This window comes from Streptomyces sp. CA-251387 (assembly GCF_050936625.1).
In the GTDB taxonomy this organism is placed as follows: Bacteria; Actinomycetota; Actinomycetes; order Streptomycetales; family Streptomycetaceae; genus Streptomyces.
This window is the reverse complement of record NZ_JBNJMJ010000001.1, coordinates 6,422,985-6,443,548: the sequence shown is the minus strand read 5'-3', so window position 1 is coordinate 6,443,548 and position 20,564 is coordinate 6,422,985. Positions and strand designations below refer to the sequence as shown.

Here is a 20,564-nt window from a genome sequence, read left to right as displayed (position 1 = left end):
GCTGGGGAGTCCCGCCGCCGCGGCGTTGCTACTGCTTGTTGATCCAGTGGGCGTATGCCTGGCGGACATAGCCGCGCGGATCGGTGACGGCCTCGGAGTGTTCGCCGTCGATCTCCAGCAGACGGAGCGCGGCATTCATGGCCACCTCGGGGGCGTCGGTGTGGACGCGTGATGTCTCGTCGTCCAGGGCCATGCGGTCCAGCAGGGCGGCTTTGCGCAGCCAGTACTCCCGGTCAACGGCGCGGCCGTGCAGGTGCATGCGCGCCCGGTCAGCGGTCCAGCCGATCTCGCTGACGAGGCTCGGGGCGAGCGCGTACGCCTCTTCCGGCGCGGGCCACACTTCCGGCCCGGGACGGTGATCGGCGGTGACGTACAGCCGGGTGCGCTTGCCGTCGCGCGTGGGGTACTGGCGTGCCGAGCCTGTGTCGAAAGCGGCGGCCAGAGTGTGGCTGACGCGGTCGGTGTCGGCCGGGTCGCAGATGATGCGGATCTCGAACATGGTCAGATCTCCTTGTCGGTGGAGGGGAGTTCGGGCAGTCCGGCGGCTTCGACGGCCTTGAAGTCGAAGCCGGGCAGGGCGGCGCGGGTGACGAGGGCCTGGGCGAGCTGTTCGGCGTAGGCGGCGCCGGTGCGGGCGACCTCGATCTGCGCTCCGGCGCGCAGGGCCTCGACGCGCTCGATGTGGGCGTGTTCCTCGCGGCGCGCGCTGGTCTGCCGTTCGTAGCCGACGCGCTCGCGGCGGTCGGTGCGCCAGTACCGTGCGGCGAGCCCGTAGGCGATGGCGGTGGCCAGCACCCACAGCAGCAGCGGCAGGGACAGCCCGTCGGCGTATCCGGCGATACCCGCGAGGGCGAGCCCGCCGGAGGCGGCGAACGCGGTCCCGGCGAGCACGCCGTCACCGGAGCGACCGAGCGAGGCACAGGCGCCGGCCGCTGCGGCTCCGAGGGACAGCGCGGTCATCAGCACGGCGTTGCCGACGGAGTGTTCGGCGCCGTTGGCGTTCCAGATGCGGGCCAGGATCAGCACGGTGGACGTGGCGATGGCGGGGGCCGCCTTGGGCGCGATGATGGCTAGCCAGTGCCGGGCGATGATCTGTTCGTTCATGGCCGGGCTCCTCACAGTTGCTGAACGGCGTCGATGACGGCGGCGGCGAGCTGGTTGATCGGTCCGGCGGCGCCTGTGGAGGCGAGGAAGAAGCCGAACCCGGCGGCGATGAAGGCGGCGCCGTAGCCGAGGGACTTGGAGCGCAGCAGGAAGAACAGGACGAGTCCGAACAGGGCCACGAGCGAGACGGTGACGGCCACGGGCGGAACCTCCTTCGGGTGGTGGGGGCGAGTGGTCAGTGGGTGCCTTCGCGGTAGATCCGCTGGGCTCGGTTGAAGAGCCAGCGCCCTGCGCGTATGCGCTTGCCGGTGGCCTTGCAGCGGCGGCAGCTCTTGCCTCGCTTGGGCCGTCCCTTGCGGTCGGTGTCCATGGCGAAGCCAAAGCCGTTGCACTTGCGGCAGGTGCCGAACGGGCTGGCCGCACACAGAGCGCTGTAACCGAGCGTGACGAGCATCAGGCAGGCGATAGCAAGGGCGATGAGGGGCATCGGAGGCCCTTTCTCGGGGTTTTAGGGGTCTCCGCAGGTGGGGTGCTATGCGCTAGATCGCAGATCAGGTGCTATGTGGGGTGCTAGCGGGGGTGCTACCGGTAGCAGGGCGACGTGCTACCGGTAGCACCCTCTCGGGGCTAGGCGGCGCCCCGCTTTTCGTCACGCTCCGCAATTGCCTTCGTGAGGTCGGCGCGGGCGATGCCGCGGCGGGTGGTGCGGGTGCCGTCGTCGGTGGTCCCGGCCACGTCGCGGGTCTTGATGCCGTGCGGCTTGAGCGCGCTGGTGACGTTCTCGCCCTTCCAGCCGCCGTAGACCTCCGGCCGCAGCTCAGCCAGCCGGGCGGCGATCCGCTCGTTCCACACCCGCTCTTCCGACGGCGGCACGATGGCGGCGACGTCGGCGAGCAGGTCGTAGGACGGACCGGTCACGGCCTCGGGGTCCTCTCCGAGCGCGTGCCCGGACAGGGTGCCCTCTGCCTTGCGCAGGGCGTAGGCACGCTGGGCGATGGCGTGGGTGGCGTTGTCGTCCAGGTAGGCGGTGCGCACCACGACCGGCAGCGCGGTCGCTCCGGCGAGGTAGCCGTTACCGGCGTCGATCTCCGGACGGAACGACGTGGCGCGTACGCCGTTCTTGTACGCGGACGTCCCGAGGATCATGTCGTTCTCGACCTGTCCGGCGACCTTGAGGGCGAAGCGGATGGACACGTTGCCGCTGATCCCGGTCGGAAGCGAGTCCTTGTCCGGGCGCTGCGTGGCCAGGATCAGGATCACCCCGAGCGCGCGACCGAGCTTGATGATGAACTCAGCGTCGTCACCAGCCTGTTTGCCGTACTTGGGGTGGCCGAACAGGTTCTGACACTCATCGAACACGCCCACCAGCGGCCACAGCTTGAGCGAGCGCTTGTCAGCGATCTGCCGGGTGATGCGCTTGTCCGGGCACAGATCCCGCGGCAACTTCTTGATCGCAGCCGCGCGGCGCATGACTTCCTCGCGCAGCAGCTTCAGGGAGTCGGCCGCGTACTTGATCGAGTCGTCGTCGATGCCGGAGACGAACCGGTGCGAGACGCATTCAAGAGAGTCCAGGTCACCGGTGCCCTTGTTCTCGTGCAGCCACAGTTCCACGGACGGATCCATGGCCGCGCCGCAGCTCAGCACGCGCACGGAGGCGGTCTTGCCCTGGCCGGGCAGCGAGCCGATCAGGATGTTGTGCTGGATCATCGGCACGGACTGAGCCCGGCCGCGCGGGTCGATGCCGAACGGGATGCGCTTGAAGATGTCGTGCTTGGACGCGTTGGCGAGCGGCCACTTGACGATGCCGGTCTTGGACAGGTCCCGGTCGCCCACCCACAGGATGAGGCGTCCCTCGTGCTCGCTGGGGTCGGCGTCCGGCCACACACAGCCCAGGGGGCGGCGCAGGCCGGAGGCGAGCCGGGCGCGCCGGTCGGCGACGTCGGCGACCGTGACACCCAACGGCAGGTCGATATCCGCGCGCCAGCCGGGACCCTCGCGGGTGATCGGGGCGACGAACTTGATGCCGTCCTGGCCCTTCGCCACCGCGGAGGCAATCTGCCCGATGCCGATGGACGCCATGGCCTTGACCACGATGTCGCTGGTCAGCTTCTGCACCTCGGTCTTGATGACCGCGCGCGTGGCCAGCGGCGCATCCGCCGGCGCGCCCAGCCAGCCCAGCGTCAGCACGGCGACCACGGTGGCGATGACCTGCGTGCGCGGCTCAGCTCCGTACACCAGGAACAGGCCCATGACCAGGGCGAACAGGGCCCCGAGGATGGTGACGAGCATCCGCAGCCGCACCCGCCGGTCACGCTGCCGTGAGAGCTTCAGGTACAGCTCGGAGTTCTCCCGCCGCGCCTCCGCCTGACGCAGCGGCTCGCCCTCCGCATCGACCGCCCAACGGCCGATCCTGCCCAGGGTGTTGGCCAGGCCGCGCGGCGAGCGCCAGACCAGCTTGGGCACGTACAGGAACGGCACGCGAACCGAATGGAAGGCAACGGTGTGCCAGACGTGCCCGGCCAGCCACCGCATCGCGTCGGCGAACTCCGGGCCCGACTTCACCCACGCCGGGAGAACGTCCAGCCGCTTGGAATCGCGGATGCGGTCGATCAGGCCGGGGCCCGACTGAGTCGGCGCCGCACGGTCGACCAGGCTCGGCCCGGAGTCGTCCGACTCCCCCGTCTCCGGGGCGGCCGACTCGGTCGGCTGCGCATCGGCCGACCGGTCGGGCCCGGAGTCGGGCGACGCGTCGGACGGACGGTCGGCCGACTCCGTACGGGCCGACCGGGCCTTGTCCAGGTCGACCACGGCGCCCGCCGGGTCGGCGGCCATCTCGGCTTCCAGCCGGTTGAACAGTTCGTTGTCGTCGTCGGGGTGTTTCACTGAGACTTCCTTCTCTCTGGGAGGGATGGCGGGGCCCGGCCGCTGCTTTGGTCGGTTTGGGACCGGGCCCCGTACGGATCAGGCGGCGCGCTGTTCCTCGGGGTAGGCGCAGAGGATGCACATCCCGAGCGAGGTCGGGAGGCAGTAGCTGTAGGTGATCCGGCACTCGGGGCAGGTGCGGCGGGCGAGCATCGCCAGGGCGAGCGCACCCCACTTGCGCGGCGTCATCGGCCGCACCGGCTTCGCGCGGTCGACGCGGTAGAGGTAGGCGACCTGCACCCCGCCCTTGCGGCCGCGGTGGGCGCGCATCACCTGTGCGGCGATGGGCTGTCCGCCGGGCCGTAACCCGCGGGCGCGCAGCTGGCGACGGGTGGCGTAGCCGTCCGGGGCGAACTGCCACGGGTACGTGGGGATGCCGAACCGGGTGCCGGACGGGTCGAAGCACTTGGTGTGGGCGGACATCAGGCCGCCACCCCCACCACGGGCACATCGGCGCGGGCGCCGGAACGTCCGGCGCGCCGTCCGGCGATGGTGGCGAACAGCCGTCCCAGTCCCGCCCGGCGGGTTCCGGCGCGCGTCTGCTTGGCCGCATACATCGCCTCATCAGCCCGCCGCAGCAGTCCGGACAAGTCGTCGCCGGGGAAGTCCGCGGCGCGCACCCAGCCGAGAGAGACCGTGGTGTGGACGGCAGCGTCCTGGCCGTCGACCGGCCGGGCGAGCACGCCATGCAGCACGGCGAGCATGTCCGCGGCGGTGCCGTGGTCATCGATCAGGACAGCGGCGAACTCATCACCCCCGAGCCGCCCGGCCACGCCGGAGGGGCCGACGTGGTAGGCGGGCCGTTCCGCGGTCGCCTTCAGCAGGGCATCCCCGGCCGCGTGCCCGTACCGGTCATTGATCTGCTTGAACTTGTCGACGTTGGCCAGCACCACGACCGCCCGCGGGTCCCGCAGCAGGGCGGTAGCACGGCGGGTGAACGCCTCGCGCGTCCGCAGCCCGGTCAGCGGGTCACGGCGGGCGAGGTTCAAGCGCCGCCTCAGCCACAGCGTGTGAGCGGTCCAGCCGGAGGCGACCGGAGCCGCCGCGGCCAGCATGCTCAGCCAGGTGTTCATGCCGCCGCCCCCTCGGTCCCCTCGCTGTCGTCGCCGTCGACGGAGTGCAGACGGCGCCCCTCAGCCCGCTCGTTCAACAACAGGTCACGCAGCACACGCGAGTTGGCAGCCGAGCAGTGCAGCGTGGTCCGGATGGCTTCCGCGTTGATCGCGTCATCGGCCCAGTCGGCCGTGGTCTGGCGCGCCTCGGCGAGCAGTTCCGCCGGGGTCCGCGGCGCCTTGGCAGGCTTGGCCTTGCCCTTGGTACTGGCCGGGCGCTTGCGCGGCGACTTGGGCGCCTCCGGCTTCGGTTCTGCCGCCTGCTGCGGCGGCACGGGCGGGACGTCCTCGCTCGCCGGGGCCAACTCACCCAGCTTCAGCAGCACGCGTTCCGGGCGCGGGGTCTTCGACCGCCACCGCCGGCCGTGCCGCTCGCGCAGCCGGGCGCGAGCCAGCTGCCGCTCACGCTCCCGCTTCAGCGCCTCCGAGTAAGAGGTGATCTCCCACAGCGTCATCCGCCGCCACAGGGTGAACGTCGACAGCGGGGCGAGCATCCAGCGGGAGAACCGCACCTTCTCCATCCGCCGGCCGGTCGCGGCGCCGATCCGGACGGCGTAGACGTGGGCGCCGATCTCAGAGAACACCACCCACAGCAGCGGCATCGTGCCGTGCGCCACCTTGGCCCACAGCGAGTGCCCGACAGCGACGTTCAGTCCGCAGGTGACCAGCGTCAGCGCCCAGGGCACGAACCGCACCCACGCCAACGCCATGTCCATCCGGATCAGCAGCAGGTTGGCCACGGTGAACACCGGAATGGCCACGTCGATCCCGACCGGCAGCATCCACGGTTCCCCGAAGCCCCACCGGGCGGCGGCAGAGGAGACCGCGTCGAACGAGGCGATCAGCCCAAGGGCGCCGACTCCGGCCGCGGCGAGCGCGCCCAGTCCGGCAAGGCCCGTCTCCGGCTTCGTCAGCGGCGGCACTGTCGGCCGCGTCGACTCTGTTGTGGCCGTCATGCCGCCGCTCCCTTCCGGGAGCTCCGGCGGCGCCGGGCCGGGCGCGTCAGCGGGACGACGTTGAACAGCTCCGGGGCGTGCGCCTCGATCACCTCGGCGGCGATGCGGGCCACGTCGTCCGGCAGGCTGCGGTACTCGGGGTCGGCGAGGATGTCGCGCGCCGCGTCCAGGCGTGCCGCGCGCTCCTCGCCCGTCTCGCCCTCGGCCCCGAGCCACAGCTCAACCGGGGTGCCAAGGGCGAGCTCCACGAAGTCTTCGGCGGAGACAGCCTGTTGATGGCCGATGTACGTGCGCATGGTGCTCTCCTGAGTCGATGTGGCAGGGAGAGCCCGGCGGCGGGCGACCTTGCTGGGGAGTCCCACCGCACGAGCAGAAGCGATACATGCTTGAACGTGTATCTCACCGTGGCGCACTCAATCACGGCTGTCAAGCCCAGTGCCGTTCTCGGAGTGCCGCGCGATGTGACTTCAGGTTGCCGTGGGGGCCGGGGACGAAGTCACCGCGTCCCTGGACGACTTGGGACGTCCTCGATAGCGTTCGGGAGGTCGAGTACGTCCCTGGACGTCCCTGGGGGTTGGGATGGCGAACGAGCGCTTACGATCGGCGATGCTGACGCATGGCATCACGGTCGACGCCATGGCGACCCACGTCGGGGTGGACCCAAAAACTGTCGAGCGCTGGATCACACAGGGACGCGCGCCCTACCGGCGCCACCGCCTTGCCATCGCCGCATTCCTGCAGGAAGACGAGACATACCTCTGGCCGAACGGCCTTCCTGACAGCCAGCGGCAAGACGCAGCCGACGCTGAGGTCCTGAAGGTGTACCCGCACCGCTCCTACGTCCCTCCGGAACTCTGGCTGCAACTCTTCGGCCGGGCGGAGCGGGAGATCGGTGTACTCGTCCACGCAGGCGTGTTTCTGGCGGAGAACCCACGATGGCCCCAACTACTGAGACAGAAGGCGTCGTCCGGCGTGCGTGCCCGGATCCTGCTAGGCGACCCAGATAGTCCAGAGATCCGACGACGCGGGGAAGAGGAGGAGATCGGCGAAGGCGTCGCTTACAAGGTGCGCGAGGTCATGAAGCTCTACAGTCCGCTGTACTTGGTCCCGGGCATCGAGTTCCGGATGCACAGGTCAACTCTCCACAATTCCCTCTATCGCTCCGATGACGAGTGGCTGGTCAACACGCAGGTGTACGGCGTGAGCGCCCCCTTGACCCCGGTGCTCCACCTCCGCCGTGTCGCCGGCGCCCAGCTGGTCTCGACGTACCAGCAGAGCTTCGAGAAGGTGTGGTCCGAAGCCGTCCCCATCGAAAGGTCCTCATGAGTCGACGCACCGACTACTTCAACGATCCCGCCGCGCCGAAAGCCAACAGCATCGTGCCCGCGGTAACCGCGTTCGTCGTGAACGACGCGGGTGACGTACTCCTGGAGCGACGTTCTGACAACGGCCGCTGGGGCATGCCAGGCGGTGTGCAGGAGATCGGGGAGAACATCGCCGGTACGGTCGTCCGGGAGGTGCTGGAGGAGACAGGGATTCACGTCGAAGTGGTCGGCCTAGTCGGGATTTTCACCGACCCCGGCCACGTCATCGCTTTCGCAGATGGAGAGGTGCGTCAAGAGTTCTCGCTCTGCTTCCGGGCCCGGCCGATCGGTGGCGAGATCAAGGTGAGCTCGGAGTCCTTCGCAGTGCGGTGGGTCCCCAGGGCAGAGCTGGACTCTCTCGATATCTCGCCGACCACTCGTCGCCGCCTCGAAGAGGGCTTCCGCAACGCCGAGGTGCCTGTGATCAGCTGAGCTTCACCATCACGGCCTCAGCACGCTGCCGCACCCGGGCCACCCTTGCCATGAGCTCGGGCCGGGCCGCGGATACCGCCCGGAAGACGACGTGCTCGGGACCGTACCTCTCCAGGACTTCCGAGAGCCGCTCGGCAGGGTCCACTAGATCCCCGACCGGATCGCTGGTCAGGTCGCAATAGGTGATCGCGTCTACCAACTCGGGCTCGGCGGGCCCAAATTCGCTGAGCGCATCGTCCAGTCCAAGTTCAGATGCCTCCCACGAGGAGGACGTGTGGAAGGCCACGATGCTGCACAGCCGCGGGTCAGCCCCAACGACGTCGCACAGGTACCGGGCTCCGTCGATCATGTGCTGCCCTGTGTCCACTGCGGCCTGGGCATAGCCGATGTCGTGCGCGATGGCAGCGGCCGCCAACAGCTCGGCGTCCTCGCCCAGCGCCGGAGCCAGGGTCAGCGCCTGGGAGTAGACCCTCTGAGAGTGAGCCCATCGCCTCGGCAGACCATCAGCCAACAGCGACTCAGCAAGGTCATAGGCCCACTTGGCCAGTTGCATTTTCCACTGCCTCCGAGGCAATCGGGAGTTCAGGAAGGAGAGCTGACGAACCGGCCAACCCCATGTCTTGCCTCGATGTGACCGGCGGTCTCCAGTTCACGCACGGCGCGGCGAACCGTGCCGCGAGAGACCCCGTACTTCTCGACCAGGGCCGCTTCGCTCGGAAGTCGTGTGCCGGCAGGCAGGTCGCCCGTCCGAATCTGCTCTAGCAAGTCCGCCATGATCTGTTCGTACGGCGCAGTCCCAGCGCCCCCGGCAACGCTGCGGCCAACACCAGCCACGGTCCTGATGTCCCCTGATTCTTCGAGCGCACGCAGAGCACGCCGAACCGTCGTACGGGCCACCCCGAACTCCCGCCCGATCGCGGCCTCGGACGGCAACCCGTCCAGATAGGCCCCAGAGGCGATCCGCTCGCGCAACGTCTGAGAGATCACCTGGTACGTCCCGCGTGGGCTGGGGCTCGGCACGCATTCCTCCTTCGGGCACCATCGCGTTCCAGCTTCCCACGCACGCCTGTGCTTGTGGGATGTCGCAGCTGTCCGACTGTCCGGTTACGCGCCTCACCTGCACAAACGGGCCGGACAGCCCAAAGTACCGCTGTCCGGGCTGTCCGGTCACAGACAGCTGTAACACTACCGGGGGTGTTACAGCTGTCGGCGAAGCCGACCTCTCAACTGGCGTAGGAGCCGGAGGCGACTTCCGATCTGACTCTCCCGACGAAGGATGGCAAGGGGACGTGGAGTTTCCCTACTTGGTCAAGGCCTGCGTACGGCGCGGCGTGGCCCGCTCAGCGGGTGGTCTGCTCTGTCTTCGCCAGCGGACCACCCGCCGGCGGGCCACTGTGCCAGCGGCAGTCTTTCGTTGGGTGCCCTAGCACGGCAGGCTAAGGCCATGGGGGCATCTAGCGTGCGTGCACTGTTCCGCGTCAGTTTCAAGGACTACATTCCAGACCCAGATGACGCCGACTGCCTGCGCCGATCCAAGATCGTGCCGGCTGACCGGTTCACCTTCGACGACAACCATCTCGTACTGTGGCTCGCAGAAACCGAGGTGGCCCGTTTCGCCCTAGAAATGGTGAATGCCGTCAAGCTCGACAGCGTCCTAGGGACCAGTCAACGGGAGAACCCAGACCAGATCCGCGCCCGGTATCCGAACTTCGGTCAGCCATGGAGTGCGGAAGACGATGCAAAGCTGCTTACTAAATACCGGGAAGGCCAGCATGATTTCGAAACACTTGCCGAGGAATTCGGCCGACAGCCCAGCGCCATCCGCTCCCGCCTCTATAAGCTTGGACTAGAACAGCTTTGATGTGGCTGGGGCCGGTCGGCTCCACGGCTTTAGGTAGCCACTTTGGCGTGAGCCTCGAAGATCACGCCCAAAATCGGGCACTGACGGGCAGGCCCGCAAACCTGCCCGATCCGCGAGTCAGCGTAATGGGCCGTGATCACTCGCGCCAACGTAGCTCCAGCCCAAAGCCGCTCCACCGCCCTAGGTGAGTACCTGCCGCCGCAGCACTCAGACGGCGTTTACGTTGATCCGCTTACGAGCCTTTTCGTAAAGGAAATTGGATACCGGATCGTCTGCAGCCACAATATCTTGATACTCTACAGTTAGCGATCTGGTGATTTTTTCTACCTCGGACAGCGTATCCTTGTTAGACAGGATGCTTGCCTCGAAGGTGAGTCGATGTCGCAGTCCGGTGTAGCGGCGGGCCGAAGTCTTGTAAGACGCGCTCTTCCTCTCGGATCCCAAATACGACGCCGTAGCCGCGACTGCTCCCGAAACCGCCGAAGCAACTCCCCAAGTTTTGTCACCGCCAGTGGCGATAATTGTACCTGCTACGGCAGATACTAGGGCTGGAATAAAGACAAACAGACGCCCTATCGCCTCCGAGAATTTGGCAGCTTCGAAGTATGCCTGTGCACTGTACAGAGAGCTATCTTGCAGCCGCTCCAACTCCTTGACATAAGGGGCTATTTCTTCGTCACTTAGAGCCATGAAACGGCCTTTCCGGTGAGGGGCAGCTGTGGCGAGTCGAGAAGGTACCCGCATATCCATCTGAGATCAGGGAATGCGCTTTGCACCCTCCTCAACAGTCTCGGGGAGCAGTAGTTTGCGTCGTATAGGGCTACCAGGAGGGCCCGTCGCATGGCGCTATCGGGTTCTTCTTCGAACCTATGCAGCAAGAGTTGCGACTCTGAAAGCCTCGCATGGTTCCCGATGTAGCGCGCTGCAAATTCTCTCGGGAACTTAACCCTGTTGCGATCCTGTAGGATTACCCAAGCTAGCTCTAGCATCATCTTGTCATGGATTCCTGCCTTGATGAAGTAGCGCAAAATTCGCTGCTCAAGATAGGGGTAGCTGCGACTTTCACGCATTTCCATGAACTCGCAAAGACTCTTTGCGATGCGATGAGACCAGCCGTATAGAGACTCGAAGTAATTGAAGATTTCCCGGGCGAGATTTGCCACATACCTGAGATTTTCAAGGCACCATGGAACGGCGTAGTCATCTCGTATTTGCCGAAACCTATTGAGCGCGAATTTCAGATCGCGCATGTCCACTGGATTTCGGGCGATGACTCTCTTGAAGTAGACCCTCAGCTGATCCTTGGATCCCGGCGCAGCGATGTCGATGCTGTATGCGAGAGCAGCCTTATAACTATCATCAAGGAAGTCTCTAGCTTCCTGTAGCTCCCATATTCGCGTCTTGCTTCCCGATACTGAAAGGCGTCGGGATCGAAGTATCCGGTTGATACCCGCCAGGGCATCCCTCAAGGTGTTCCATTCGGAGTGGAATATCATCATGTCGTCCGAATATCGAACGAATTTCAGGCCGCTCTTTTTGAGGTATTCGTCAACTGGAGCCAGGTACAGGTTTGCCAGAATTCCAGAAGCGTCAGATCCCTGGGGGAGTCCCCAAGCGTGATTGATATCCTGGAAGCTCTCCAAGAACTTGCAGAGTCGCCGGAGTGTCCACACGTCTGGCGAAACCGCATACAGGTCATCAGTGAGGGTGGCTATATCGACGTGCTCATAAAAGGAGGAGACATCCGTGGAGGCGAAACGCAGGGATGAGTCCCGAGTCAGTAGCCTGATGGCATGTGTGCGCATGCGGAGCCAAGAGGTGACGGGGAAGCCCAGCTGGCTCGTCTTGGAATTCCATCGGTAACTGTATACGCCACTCAAGAGATTGGCGTCAATTGCTGCAGCCAATCGGTACACTAGAGCATCGTATACGAGATGGTCGCGAATGGAAAATCTACTGAGGGGTCTTACATCAATCGCGCCTTTGGGATACTCAAGGATCTCCGTATTGAGTGGTCCGCTCTTCTCATCTCGCACCTCTTCATCGATCGTCGTTCTGATTTCCGACCACTGATGATGCAGGTCTGCATGGGCGATAATGTCGGGAAGTTCGGACGCTGCCTGCGACCGCAGAAGGAGGCGCTTAGCGACGTTCAGCTCTCGCTCCAAGGTGACGCCACCCACTTGTCCCCCTCACCGTGGGACGTGCCCACTGCCCCCGTGGAGGCCGCATCCTAGCTGAGGTCAGCGCCCTGCAACGGCCGGACGTACGCACCGCTGGATGCGCACGGCAGGGTGGATCCGGGGAAGCGGGAGCACAGCAGAAGACGCATGCATCGTTGGTGGTGGTTCCTGGGCCGCCCCTGGGCTGTCCAAGGCCCCCGAGGCCGACCAACGACGACCGACAGTGTCAGACGAGCCACAGCCCTCAGCAGCGAAACGCTAGGTCAGAGCCCGCCGACCATACTGGTTTCCCCCTATGAGTAGCGGTCGGGATGGGAAGCGGTCGGGCAAGATGGGGTTCTCACCTTGATCCGACTAGACGTCGTCAAGGCAAGCAACCGAGGAACTCGTATGAACGCTGTCTACGTACGCATCGGCGAATACCGGTCCAGCTACCACACCGACGTTGACTGTCCGTCACTGAACGGGAAGCAGGACACCTACATGGGTCAGGAGTCGATGCCCGAGGATCAAGCCAGGGAGCAGGGGCTCACAGCCTGCAAGCACTGCAAGAAGTAGCTGTGCAAGCGCTTCCGCTGTCCAGTCGCCTGGTCGGACCCGATACGCCGACGACAGCGCCAGCAAGGCGCATCGCACTGTCACACGGCGAGTGTCTAACTGCGTGACAACGCCAACGCACAGCGGGCGGACAACCACGCAGACCCACGGCCGGTGAGAGGCACACCGGCCCTAGTTCAGGCGCCCGCCCAAGGCGCTTCGGGACGAAGCAGTCTTTTGCCTAGGGCGCCCAGCGCGTCTTTGTCCGCAGGTAAAGACCGGCTGGCGCAGTACTAGCCGTGTCGAGCTGCGGCCTCGTGCGACACAGCTCCGACACGGTACGGGTCCCCGTACTACTGCTGACTGGCTCCGGTGCAGGTCAGGCGGGATGTGAGGATCGATCGGCGCAATCACTCCGGAGCCGTGTGCGCAGGTTCGAATCCTGCCGGGGGCACTCGCCGAGCAGCCAGCGTGAATGAACCGCTGACCAGGGCGAATGCCGACTTGAGAGAGCGGGAGTCAGTCTCACCTGACTCCCGCTCTCTTTCGTTGCAACTAAGTGTCTGCGACACATGCCGGACACACCACTACGCCGACTGCGCCGCCGCTGAGACAGCAGCGCCGTCCCGCAAGGCACCGGGCTCGCGGCCGACACAGGGCCGAGCAGATGCCGTCGGTGCCCGCTCCCAACAGCGTCGCCCGGCCCGAGCAGTGGCCGAAGAGGGTGCGCCGTACGACGCCGGAGGCACGCGCCGGCTCTTCCAGGGTGATGTCGGGGTTCCACCCCAGTTCCCGACGTGCCGAGGTCGGCCATCCCGGGCGACCGGTACTCCTGGTGGATAACACGGGGGCCGATGCAGGCCACGGCCGGCGCGGCTTCCTGCTCTTCGTAGGCGAGGCCGGAGACCTGGGTCTTCTCCAGGGCCATGCGCAGGCGCGCCAGGTCGGTGATCGAGTGGGGGTGAGGCTCGGCAAAGGCCGGCACAGCAGTTCCTCGGTCAGCTCGGGGCCGGAGTAGGCGAGTAGGGCCTTGCCGACCCCCGGCAGTTCAGCGGCAGGCTGCCGCCGATGCGGGAGGAGCTGATCACCGACGTCGCGCTGGACCTGGTCGCACGGGCGGGAAGGGCGGCCTGATCGCCCGCAGCGGGCCACTCATCCGAAGCCGATTGTTCAGTTCACCCGAAACGGCCGCTCACCCGAAGCCGGTTGTTCGGTTCACCCGAACCCGGCCGCTCACCCGAAGTCGGATGTTCAGTTCACCCGGACCCGACCGCTCACCCGAAGTCAGAAGGACGCTCCTGCCCCGTCGGCCCGTCCCAGTTGTGCGGCTCCCCGCCGCTCAGCAGCTCCGCTGCCTGGTTCTGCGTGTGGGCGGCTGCCATCTGGGCCTCCGCCACGACGTCTCCGCGTTCACGCACCAGGTCCTCATAGATCGGTGGGTGATCGTTTCCGGCGGTACTGCGGGTCACAGTGCCGATCCTTCCGCTGGTTGTTGCCGTAAGGCCCTGTCGAGCCGGGCAGGTCCCTGCCCGGCCCACAAATTCAACACAGCCGAAGGATCGTATTTGGGGAGGAAACGTAGCCCCGATGCGCCCATCGTGAAAATGTCCCGTGCGTGCCGGGCCCCGAGGGCGGCCGGCGGATCAGACCTGGTGGTCGGTCGGGAGCATCGCCCAGACCGTCTTGCCCATGGGCTGCCGCCGGGTCCAGCCCCAGTGCTCGGACAGGGCGTCGATGATGCGCAGCCCGCGGCCGTGCTCGTCGAGGGGGTCGCTTGCGTGCGGGTAGACGGGGGGGCTGTCGCTCGGGTCGGTGACGGCGCAGACGAGGTGGGCCGTGCGGCGGAGGCTGAGCTTCAGCCAGACCTCGGCCTCGACGCGGGCGGCAGCGGAGGAGGAGTGCGCCGCGGAGTCCGGCACGCCGTGCTGTACGGCGTTGGCGGCCAGTTCGGTGACCACCATGAGGGCGTCCTCGCTGCAGTGGTCGAGTGCCCAGTCACCGAGCGTGCGACGGACGAAGTCGCGGGCCTGACCGCACCCCCGTTCGGCGCCGGCGAGCCGCAGGGCGACCGGGCGGGGCAGGATGCGCGGGGAGTCGGGCCTGGTGACAGGGCGGCGGTCCGGGATGCCGGGCAGCGCTTCCGGCGTCACGGCCAACCCCGCAGGTGGCGCAGCGCTACCGGGCACTCGAAGCCCTTCGTACGCAGGTAAGGACACAACGTCTCCCTGATACACGGTCAGGACGAGGCGGCTGCGCAGCAGTTGACGCCACGGACTATTATCCACGCCGACGGCGCCTCCGTGCAATTTCACGGGAAATTGCGCGCGCGGTGCCGACCCTGAGCACGTGGTGCGGTCCGGGCCCCTGGGGCGGCGGGGCGTGCGCGTGGCGGAACGTGAGCAAGGAGAGTGCAGTGCCAACAGCACAGAACGGCGTACGGGCAAGCTCGTTGGGCGTCCGCTGGATCAAGAGCCGGCACAGCAATGCCGAGGGCAACTGCGTCGAGGTGGCCTCCCTGAGCGACGGCAGCGTCGCGATGCGCAACTCCCGCCACCCCGACGGGCCGGCCCTCGTCTACACGCCGGCCGAGATCGCCGCCTTCCTGGCGGGCGCGAAGGAGGGGGAGTTCGACCACCTGGTGTGATCCGGACTCCAAGAGCTCTACGGCCCCTACGCGGAGTCAGAAGCCTGCCACAAAGCGGAAGTTGAGTCCTCTACTTCCTGCGGTTTCGGCGGCACGAGGCGGAGGGATGCGATAATGCAGTCTGTCGTATGCCGGTCTACCGGGAGTCAGGATGTCCGCCGAGTCACCTCGCATCTCCCGCCTCGAACCGTATCTGAGCCGCACCGAGCCCGCGCCGACCCTGCTCAAGATGCTGGTCGGCGTCCAGCTGGCGGGTATCCGCGAGGACGTCGGCCTCTCCCAGGACCAGGCGGCGCGTGCCGTGGGGTTCAGTCCGGCGAAGCTGTCGCGCATCGAGGCGGGCAAGGGCCGCCGGCCGCCCACGGAGGCCGATGTGCGCGCCTTGCTGGAGCACTACCGAGCCGACGACTACGAGGCCTCGGTGCTGCTGCAGTTGCTGCGGCGGGCCGGTGAGCCGGGCTGGTGGCAGCGGTACGACAAGCGGCTGATGCCGGAGTGGTTCGACCGGCTGGTCGGGCTGCAGGAGGCCGCGACGGCCATCCGTACCTTTGAACTCCAGTACATTCCCGGCCTGTTGCAGACCGAGGCCTACACCCGTGCCGTGGTGGAGCGTGGGCTGCCGGCGGCGCCGGCCCGTGAGGTGCAGCGGCGGGTGGAGCTGCGGATGCGCCGACGGGAGCTGCTGCACCGCCCGGACCCGCCCCGGCTGTGGGCGATCGTCGACGAGTCGGTGCTGCTGCGGGTGCTGGGCAGCCGCGAGGTGATGCGCGAGCAGCTCGAGTACCTGGAGGAGACGGCCCAGCTCCCCCATGTGACGGTGCAGATCGTCCCGCTGGACGTCACCAACGCCTCGGCGCCGGCCATCCCCGTCACGTATCTGCGCTTCGGCGGCGTCGATCTGCCCGACATCGTCTATCTGGAGCACATCAAGAGCGCCGCCTTCCTGGAGGACCAGGACGAGACGGAGGAGTACCGGATCGCCCTGGACCGGCTGGGCGACGAGGCCCTCAACCCGCGCGAGTCGCTGGAGCGGCTGCGCGAGACGAAGGCCCGGTACGCCCCTGCTCCCTGACCACCGACTACCGGAGCCGGCCCACGCCGCCGAACTCGATCCACTCCTGGGTGAGCTGGCGGGGCGCCACCTCGGTGTCCGGCCGCCAGGTGGACACCTCCACCAGCCCCGGCTCCAGGATGTCCAGTCCCTCGAACCACTGAGCGACGTCCTTCTCCTCGCGCACCCGGCCCCAGTGTCCCTGGGTTGCCTGGTCCATGAAGTTGGTGACGAAGTCGCGGACCTTGGGATCCTCGCTGACCAGCTGGCACATCACCAGGTAGCTGCCGGGCACGAGCCGTCCGGCAACCCGGCGGGCCACGGCGAGGGGGCCGTCGGTCTCGCTGTCGGGGATGCAGTGGAACACCGAGTTGAACAGCACGGCCACCGGCTGCGAGAAGTCGATCAGGCGCTTGGTGTCGGCGTGCGAGAAGATGCCGTCGGTGTCGCGCATGTCGGCGTGGATGACGGCGGTGTTCTCGTTCTGCTCCAGCAGGGCGCGGCCGTGGACCAGGACCATCGGGTCGTTGTCGACGTACACCACGCGCGAGGAGGGGTCGACGGCCTGCGCGACCTGGTGGACGTTGTTCTGGGTGGGCAGGCCGGAGCCGTGGTCGAGGAACTGCCGGATGCCGTAGTCCTCGGCCAGCGTCCGGACCACCCGCTGCAGGAAGCGCCGGTTGTTCAGCGCGAGGGCGCGGGTGCTGGGGACGACCTTGTCCAGCTCTTCGCAGGCGGCGCGGTCGGACGCGTAGTTGTCCTTGCCGCCGAGGTAGTAGTCGTACATGCGCGCGGCTGTCGGGACCGTGGCATCGATCGACGTGGACAGCTGCTTTCCAGGTTCCATGGTTCCCCCAGGGGCAGGCCGGCCGAGGAGATCACCTCGCCGACAACACATCCTAGGGAGGCGGCAGTTGGTGGGGCCAGTCCATCGGTCAACCGCCGGACGACGACCACCCTTGCCGGGCGACTCAGGTACCCACCGATCCGGCTGTTCCTCGAACCGATGACCGACCACACTGAAGGACATGTCATGCCCGTCCTGGACATACGGACCCGATGGCTCAGGGGCGTGCGCGCGCCCGACGCGAAGATCCGGCTGGTGTGCTTCCCCCACGCGGGCGGAGCGGCGAGTCACTTTCGCGACTGGGCGACGCTGACCCCGCCGGAGATCGAGGTGATAGGGGTGCAGTACCCGGGCCGCCAGGACCGCCTGGCCGACCCGTGCCCGGCCACGATGGCGGAGCTGGCGGACTCGATCACGCAGGCGCTGCTGCAGGAGACGGCCGACGACCTGCCGTTGGCCCTCTTCGGTCACAGCATGGGCTCGTCCGTGGCGTACGAGGTGGCACGCCGCCTGGAGGACGTCCCCGGCCGCACCCTCGCCCACCTGTTCGTGTCGAGCCGGGCCAGGCCCCGCACCCCGCAGGAGCAGGCCCCCCGCCCGGCGCCGACCGACAGCGAGATCCTCGCTCGCGTCCGCCAGTTGGACCCCGAGGGCGCCGCCGTCTACGACCACCCCGAACTGCGGCCCATGATCATGCCGGCACTGCGCGCGGACTTCCGCCTCCTGGCCGCGTACCGCCCGACCCGCCTGCGCCGGCTGGGGATCCCGGTCACGGCGTGCGGAGGCGACCGCGACCCCGCCTGCCCGCCCGACGACCTCTCGTCCTGGTCGGACGTCACGACGAAGGGGCTGGACATCGAGGTCTTCGAAGGGGGCCACTTCTATCTCGGCCCACGCAAAGAGGAGTTGCTGGCGCTCATCGCCGCACAGCTGTCATGAGGCGGCGTGTCGAACGGACGTGCAGGACGGGGGAGAGCTGGGCATGTTTCCCTTTCACCTTCAACGACCGGAGGGGACATGCCAGATGAGCGAGGCCGCCGCGTCCGCGCCCCGCAGGGTCGTCGTCACCGGACTCGGTGCCGTCACGCCGCTGGGCTTCGGGGTCGGGGCGTTGTGGCAGGGGCTGCTGGACGGGCGGCACGGGATACGGGAGTTGACGGGGGCCGAGTTCGACGGGTTGCCCGTGCGGATCGCCGGGATCGTCCCCGAGGACCCCGCTCGGCTGCTGCCCCGGCCGGTGGCACGGCGGATGAACCGGGCGGCACAAATGGGCGTGCTGGCCGCTCGGGAGGCATGGGCCGACGCCGGGTTCGTGGAGGGCGGTACCCGGGAGAGCGGGGTCGATCCGCAGCGGGTGGGGGTGAGTCTGGGGGCCATCCTCGGTGATGCGTCCGTGCTGGTCGGCGGGGACCGGAGGCTGCGGGACAAGGGGCCACGGGCCGTCTCGCCGCTCACCACCCCGATGACCGTGCCCTCGCAGGCCGCGTCCCAGGTCTCCCTCGATCTGCACATCACCGGCGAGGCCCGGACCGTGACGAGCGCGTGCGCGTCGGGGACCGAGGCCATAGGGCAGGCGATCGACCGCATACGGTACGGGCGCGTCGACGTCGCTCTGGCGGGCGGCGCCGAAGCCGTCGTCACGCCGGCGATCATGGCGTCCTTCGCCGCGATGCGGGCGCTGGCCGACGGCGACCCCGCCGACGGTTCGCCGTCCCGGCCCTTCGCCAAGGACCGGGCCGGGTTCGTCAACGGCGAGGGGGCCGGCATCCTCGTCCTGGAGGCCGAGGAGCACGCCCGGGCCCGTGGGGCGCGTATCTACTGCGAGGCCGCCGGATGGGGACTCTCCGCCGACGCCCACCACATGGCTGCCCCCGACCCGTCCGGCAACGGGGTCGCCCTCGCTCTCCGGCGCGCCCTGCGGGACGCCGGGGGCCGTCCCGGGGACGTCGTCCACGTGAACGCCCATGCCACGGCGACGATCGAGGGCGACCTCGCGGAGGCGGGCGCGCTGCGCGCGGTGCTCGGGCGACGCGCGGTACCGGTCACCGCGCTCAAGGGGCACCTGGGTCATCTCCAGGGGGCCGCGGGAGGCGTGGAGGCCGTGGCGGCCGCACTGACCCTGCATCACGGGGTGGTGCCGCCGACCGTGGGGTGCCGGGAGGTGGACGACGCGATCGACCTGGACGTGGTGAGGGGCGTGGCACGGCCGCTGCCGGAGGACGGGGACCTGGTGCTGAGCAACTCCTTCGGCTTCGGCGGCCACAACGCGGTATTGGCGCTGCGACGCGTTCGCTGATCGACAGGCAGGCCGGTAGCGCCCCGAAGGGGCGCGGGGCTGTATCGATATGCGGCTCCGCCACTTGGGCGCGATCAACCACACACAACCCGCACCCGCGAGACGTCAGCCCCACGCAGACGCCCAGGCGCTCAAAGTGCCGATCAAGCCGTGCGCTTACGGGACGCCGCCTTCTTGGCGGTCGTCTTCTTCGCGGTCGTCTTCTTGGCCGTGCTCTTCGCCGCCGTCTTCTTCGCTCCCTGGCCCGTCTTCGCCGTCGACTTCTTGGCCGAGGCCGCCGTCTTCTTCGCGGCGGTCTTCTTGGACGCCGCCGTGGACTTCTTGCCCGCCGCCTGCTTAGGGGCCGCCCTCGCCGTCTTGCGCTGCGGCAGGCGTCTGACCTCCCCCTTCTCCTTTGTCGGCGTCTCACCCCGAGACTCCTTGGCCGCCCGGACGCTGCTCTCCAGGGCAGCCATCAGGTCGAGGACCTTGCCGCCCGCCGCCGGCTCGGGGGCCTCCGGCGGCGCCTCACCGGCGGCCTTCGCGGCGACGACCTCCTCCAGCGCCTCGCGGTACTCGTCGTGCAGTTCGGTGAGGTCGACCTCACCGAGGGTGTCCATCAGGGCGTCCGCGAGGTCCAGTTCCTTCTCGTTCACCGTGACCCGCGTGTCCGGCGCGACCCCCTCCGGCTCCCGCACCTCGTCAGGCCACAGCAGCCCGTGCATGGCGATGGCGTCGCCGACCACCCGCAGCATGCCCAGCCGCTCGCGGCCCCGAAGGGCGAACTTCGCGATCGCCACCTTCTGGCTCCGCTTCAGTGCCTCCCGCAGCAGGGTGTACGGCTTCGCGGCCGGTGCCCCGCCCGCCGCGAGGTAGTACGCGCTGTCCATGTGCAGCGGGTCGATACGGTCGGCCGGTACGAAGGCCACGATCTCGATCGTCTTCGCCGTCGGAAGCGGAAGGTGGGCCAGGTCCTCGTCCGTGATCGGGATGATCGTGCCGTCCGCGTCCTCGTATCCCTTGCCGATCTCCGCCTGGGTGACCTCACGGTCGTCCAGCTCGCATACCTTGCGATAGCGAATGCGGCCACCGTCCTCCGTGTGGATCTGGCGGAAGGAGATCGAGTGGCTCTCCGTCGCGTTCACCACCTTGATCGGGATGCTGACCAGGCCGAACGAGATGGCGCCGTTCCATATGGATCGCACGTGCAGCACCCTTTCGATCGGTTCGCGAGACTCGCCCGGACATCCGCCACAATTTCTGGAATTCTCATCGT

24 protein-coding genes and 3 pseudogenes are annotated in these 20,564 nt (G+C 67.7%); 8 read left to right on the top strand and 19 right to left on the bottom strand.

All coding sequences use genetic code 11. The features are described from left to right. Nucleotides 1-28: 28 nt before the first annotated feature. The 9 genes from ACQEV2_RS29030 to ACQEV2_RS28990 form a co-directional block, all read right to left on the bottom strand. Nucleotides 29-499 (bottom strand): hypothetical protein, encoded by a 471-nt coding sequence (locus ACQEV2_RS29030; RefSeq protein ID WP_433047698.1) that lies wholly within the window; start codon nt 497-499, stop codon nt 29-31. A gap of 2 nt (nt 500-501) precedes the next feature. Next, nucleotides 502-1,104, bottom strand: a complete 603-nt coding sequence (locus tag ACQEV2_RS29025; protein WP_433047695.1) for a hypothetical protein — start codon at nt 1,102-1,104, stop codon at nt 502-504. Nucleotides 1,105-1,115: 11 nt separating this feature from the next. Beyond that, complete coding sequence (locus ACQEV2_RS29020) at nt 1,116-1,304, bottom strand: hypothetical protein (protein ID WP_433047692.1); 189 nt, start codon at nt 1,302-1,304, stop codon at nt 1,116-1,118. 35 nt (nt 1,305-1,339) lie between these two features. Continuing rightward, nucleotides 1,340-1,591 carry a hypothetical protein gene (locus ACQEV2_RS29015; protein ID WP_433047689.1) on the bottom strand — a complete coding sequence of 84 codons (252 nt, stop codon included), beginning with the start codon at nt 1,589-1,591 and terminating at the stop codon, nt 1,340-1,342. Between the two features lie 140 nt (nt 1,592-1,731). Continuing rightward, complete coding sequence (locus tag ACQEV2_RS29010) at nt 1,732-3,987, bottom strand: cell division protein FtsK (protein WP_433047686.1); 2,256 nt, start codon at nt 3,985-3,987, stop codon at nt 1,732-1,734. Between the two features lie 78 nt (nt 3,988-4,065). Beyond that, the gene (locus ACQEV2_RS29005; protein ID WP_433047683.1) at nt 4,066-4,449 is read right to left on the bottom strand and encodes an RRQRL motif-containing zinc-binding protein; all 384 of its coding nucleotides are present in this window, start codon (nt 4,447-4,449) and stop codon (nt 4,066-4,068) included. After that, nucleotides 4,449-5,099 (bottom strand): GGDEF domain-containing protein, encoded by a 651-nt coding sequence (locus ACQEV2_RS29000; RefSeq protein ID WP_433047680.1) that lies wholly within the window; start codon nt 5,097-5,099, stop codon nt 4,449-4,451. The genes ACQEV2_RS29005 and ACQEV2_RS29000 overlap by 1 nt, the downstream gene beginning before the upstream one ends. Then, a complete protein-coding gene (locus ACQEV2_RS28995; protein WP_433047677.1) occupies nt 5,096-6,094 on the bottom strand; it encodes a DUF2637 domain-containing protein in 999 nt (332 codons plus the stop codon). The genes ACQEV2_RS29000 and ACQEV2_RS28995 overlap by 4 nt, the downstream gene beginning before the upstream one ends. Continuing rightward, the gene (locus ACQEV2_RS28990; RefSeq protein WP_433047674.1) at nt 6,091-6,390 is read right to left on the bottom strand and encodes a hypothetical protein; all 300 of its coding nucleotides are present in this window, start codon (nt 6,388-6,390) and stop codon (nt 6,091-6,093) included. The genes ACQEV2_RS28995 and ACQEV2_RS28990 overlap by 4 nt, the downstream gene beginning before the upstream one ends. 340 nt (nt 6,391-6,730) lie before the next feature. Here ACQEV2_RS28990 and ACQEV2_RS28985 point away from each other — a divergent pair, with 340 nt between their 5' ends. Continuing rightward, nucleotides 6,731-7,420, top strand: coding sequence for an XRE family transcriptional regulator (locus ACQEV2_RS28985; RefSeq protein WP_433047671.1), 690 nt, complete (start codon nt 6,731-6,733; stop codon nt 7,418-7,420). Next, on the top strand, nt 7,417-7,890 hold the full coding sequence (locus ACQEV2_RS28980; protein ID WP_433047668.1) for an NUDIX domain-containing protein: 474 nt from the start codon (nt 7,417-7,419) through the stop codon (nt 7,888-7,890). Before ACQEV2_RS28985 ends, ACQEV2_RS28980 begins: the two co-directional genes overlap by 4 nt. Here ACQEV2_RS28980 and ACQEV2_RS28975 read toward each other — a convergent pair. Both ACQEV2_RS28975 and ACQEV2_RS28970 read right to left on the bottom strand, forming a co-directional pair. After that, nucleotides 7,883-8,443: an HD domain-containing protein gene (locus tag ACQEV2_RS28975; protein ID WP_433047665.1), complete on the bottom strand. Its 561-nt coding sequence runs from the start codon at nt 8,441-8,443 to the stop codon at nt 7,883-7,885. The two genes, ACQEV2_RS28980 and ACQEV2_RS28975, sit on opposite strands and share 8 nt — an antisense overlap. Nucleotides 8,444-8,472: 29 nt before the next feature. After that, nucleotides 8,473-8,910: a GntR family transcriptional regulator gene (locus ACQEV2_RS28970; protein WP_433047662.1), complete on the bottom strand. Its 438-nt coding sequence runs from the start codon at nt 8,908-8,910 to the stop codon at nt 8,473-8,475. 439 nt (nt 8,911-9,349) lie between these two features. Between ACQEV2_RS28970 and ACQEV2_RS28965 the strand changes: the two genes are divergently transcribed. Further along, nucleotides 9,350-9,751: a hypothetical protein gene (locus tag ACQEV2_RS28965; RefSeq protein ID WP_433047659.1), complete on the top strand. Its 402-nt coding sequence runs from the start codon at nt 9,350-9,352 to the stop codon at nt 9,749-9,751. Nucleotides 9,752-9,958: 207 nt separating this feature from the next. On the opposite strand, the gene ACQEV2_RS28960 is transcribed toward ACQEV2_RS28965, so the two are convergent. After that, entirely contained in the window at nt 9,959-10,441 is a 483-nt protein-coding gene (locus ACQEV2_RS28960) for a hypothetical protein (RefSeq protein WP_433047656.1), read from the bottom strand. After that, entirely contained in the window at nt 10,432-11,934 is a 1,503-nt protein-coding gene (locus ACQEV2_RS28955) for a reverse transcriptase domain-containing protein (RefSeq protein WP_433047653.1), read from the bottom strand. The genes ACQEV2_RS28960 and ACQEV2_RS28955 overlap by 10 nt, the downstream gene beginning before the upstream one ends. Nucleotides 11,935-12,324: 390 nt before the next feature. Here ACQEV2_RS28955 and ACQEV2_RS28950 point away from each other — a divergent pair, with 390 nt between their 5' ends. Beyond that, a complete protein-coding gene (locus tag ACQEV2_RS28950) occupies nt 12,325-12,492 on the top strand; it encodes a hypothetical protein (protein WP_433047650.1) in 168 nt (55 codons plus the stop codon). A gap of 633 nt (nt 12,493-13,125) precedes the next feature. On the opposite strand, the pseudogene ACQEV2_RS28945 reads toward ACQEV2_RS28950, so the two are convergent. The 4 genes and pseudogenes from ACQEV2_RS28945 to ACQEV2_RS28930 form a co-directional block, all read right to left on the bottom strand. After that, a pseudogene (locus ACQEV2_RS28945) lies at nt 13,126-13,317 on the bottom strand (hypothetical protein); the annotation flags it as partial. After that, nucleotides 13,313-13,547, bottom strand: a pseudogene (locus ACQEV2_RS28940) (IclR family transcriptional regulator domain-containing protein); the annotation flags it as partial. The pseudogenes ACQEV2_RS28945 and ACQEV2_RS28940, both read right to left, overlap by 5 nt. A 198-nt stretch (nt 13,548-13,745) precedes the next feature. Continuing rightward, on the bottom strand, nt 13,746-13,940 hold the full coding sequence (locus ACQEV2_RS28935) for a hypothetical protein (protein WP_433047647.1): 195 nt from the start codon (nt 13,938-13,940) through the stop codon (nt 13,746-13,748). Nucleotides 13,941-14,114: 174 nt separating this feature from the next. Further along, the gene (locus ACQEV2_RS28930; protein ID WP_433047644.1) at nt 14,115-14,621 is read right to left on the bottom strand and encodes an ATP-binding protein; all 507 of its coding nucleotides are present in this window, start codon (nt 14,619-14,621) and stop codon (nt 14,115-14,117) included. A 263-nt stretch (nt 14,622-14,884) separates the two neighbouring features. On the opposite strand from ACQEV2_RS28930, the gene ACQEV2_RS28925 reads away from it, so the two are divergent. Together ACQEV2_RS28925 and ACQEV2_RS28920 are read left to right on the top strand one after the other, a co-directional pair. Continuing rightward, on the top strand, nt 14,885-15,115 hold the full coding sequence (locus ACQEV2_RS28925; protein WP_433047641.1) for a DUF397 domain-containing protein: 231 nt from the start codon (nt 14,885-14,887) through the stop codon (nt 15,113-15,115). Nucleotides 15,116-15,266: 151 nt separating this feature from the next. Beyond that, the gene (locus ACQEV2_RS28920) at nt 15,267-16,187 is read left to right on the top strand and encodes a helix-turn-helix domain-containing protein (RefSeq protein WP_433047638.1); all 921 of its coding nucleotides are present in this window, start codon (nt 15,267-15,269) and stop codon (nt 16,185-16,187) included. 7 nt (nt 16,188-16,194) lie between these two features. On the opposite strand, the gene ACQEV2_RS28915 is transcribed toward ACQEV2_RS28920, so the two are convergent. Then, nucleotides 16,195-17,013, bottom strand: coding sequence for an SAM-dependent methyltransferase (locus tag ACQEV2_RS28915; RefSeq protein WP_433047635.1), 819 nt, complete (start codon nt 17,011-17,013; stop codon nt 16,195-16,197). Between the two features lie 186 nt (nt 17,014-17,199). Between ACQEV2_RS28915 and ACQEV2_RS28910 the strand changes: the two genes are divergently transcribed. After that, nucleotides 17,200-17,952: a thioesterase II family protein gene (locus tag ACQEV2_RS28910; RefSeq protein WP_433047632.1), complete on the top strand. Its 753-nt coding sequence runs from the start codon at nt 17,200-17,202 to the stop codon at nt 17,950-17,952. Nucleotides 17,953-18,052: 100 nt separating this feature from the next. Continuing rightward, nucleotides 18,053-19,309 (top strand): annotated as a pseudogene (locus ACQEV2_RS28905) (beta-ketoacyl-[acyl-carrier-protein] synthase family protein); the annotation flags it as partial. A gap of 143 nt (nt 19,310-19,452) precedes the next feature. On the opposite strand, the gene ACQEV2_RS28900 reads toward ACQEV2_RS28905, so the two are convergent. Continuing rightward, complete coding sequence (locus ACQEV2_RS28900; protein WP_433047629.1) at nt 19,453-20,493, bottom strand: Ku protein; 1,041 nt, start codon at nt 20,491-20,493, stop codon at nt 19,453-19,455. Between the last annotated feature and the right edge of the window lie 71 nt (nt 20,494-20,564).

What these genes read in the sequence shown, in the direction of transcription:
- ACQEV2_RS28915 (WP_433047635.1), bottom strand. Translation starts at nt 17,013, where the DNA reads ATGGAACCTGGAAAGCAGCTGTCCACGTCGATCGATGCCACGGTCCCG.
- ACQEV2_RS28920 (WP_433047638.1), top strand. Translation starts at nt 15,267, where the DNA reads ATGTCCGCCGAGTCACCTCGCATCTCCCGCCTCGAACCGTATCTGAGC.
- ACQEV2_RS28910 (WP_433047632.1), top strand. Translation starts at nt 17,200, where the DNA reads ATGCCCGTCCTGGACATACGGACCCGATGGCTCAGGGGCGTGCGCGCG.
- ACQEV2_RS29000 (WP_433047680.1), bottom strand. Translation starts at nt 5,099, where the DNA reads ATGAACACCTGGCTGAGCATGCTGGCCGCGGCGGCTCCGGTCGCCTCC.
- ACQEV2_RS28995 (WP_433047677.1), bottom strand. Translation starts at nt 6,094, where the DNA reads ATGACGGCCACAACAGAGTCGACGCGGCCGACAGTGCCGCCGCTGACG.
- ACQEV2_RS29030 (WP_433047698.1), bottom strand. Translation starts at nt 499, where the DNA reads ATGTTCGAGATCCGCATCATCTGCGACCCGGCCGACACCGACCGCGTC.
- ACQEV2_RS28980 (WP_433047668.1), top strand. Translation starts at nt 7,417, where the DNA reads ATGAGTCGACGCACCGACTACTTCAACGATCCCGCCGCGCCGAAAGCC.
- ACQEV2_RS29025 (WP_433047695.1), bottom strand. Translation starts at nt 1,104, where the DNA reads ATGAACGAACAGATCATCGCCCGGCACTGGCTAGCCATCATCGCGCCC.
- ACQEV2_RS28960 (WP_433047656.1), bottom strand. Translation starts at nt 10,441, where the DNA reads ATGGCTCTAAGTGACGAAGAAATAGCCCCTTATGTCAAGGAGTTGGAG.
- ACQEV2_RS28985 (WP_433047671.1), top strand. Translation starts at nt 6,731, where the DNA reads ATGGCGACCCACGTCGGGGTGGACCCAAAAACTGTCGAGCGCTGGATC.
- ACQEV2_RS28975 (WP_433047665.1), bottom strand. Translation starts at nt 8,443, where the DNA reads ATGCAACTGGCCAAGTGGGCCTATGACCTTGCTGAGTCGCTGTTGGCT.
- ACQEV2_RS29005 (WP_433047683.1), bottom strand. Translation starts at nt 4,449, where the DNA reads ATGTCCGCCCACACCAAGTGCTTCGACCCGTCCGGCACCCGGTTCGGC.
- ACQEV2_RS29015 (WP_433047689.1), bottom strand. Translation starts at nt 1,591, where the DNA reads ATGCCCCTCATCGCCCTTGCTATCGCCTGCCTGATGCTCGTCACGCTC.
- ACQEV2_RS28990 (WP_433047674.1), bottom strand. Translation starts at nt 6,390, where the DNA reads ATGCGCACGTACATCGGCCATCAACAGGCTGTCTCCGCCGAAGACTTC.
- ACQEV2_RS28950 (WP_433047650.1), top strand. Translation starts at nt 12,325, where the DNA reads ATGAACGCTGTCTACGTACGCATCGGCGAATACCGGTCCAGCTACCAC.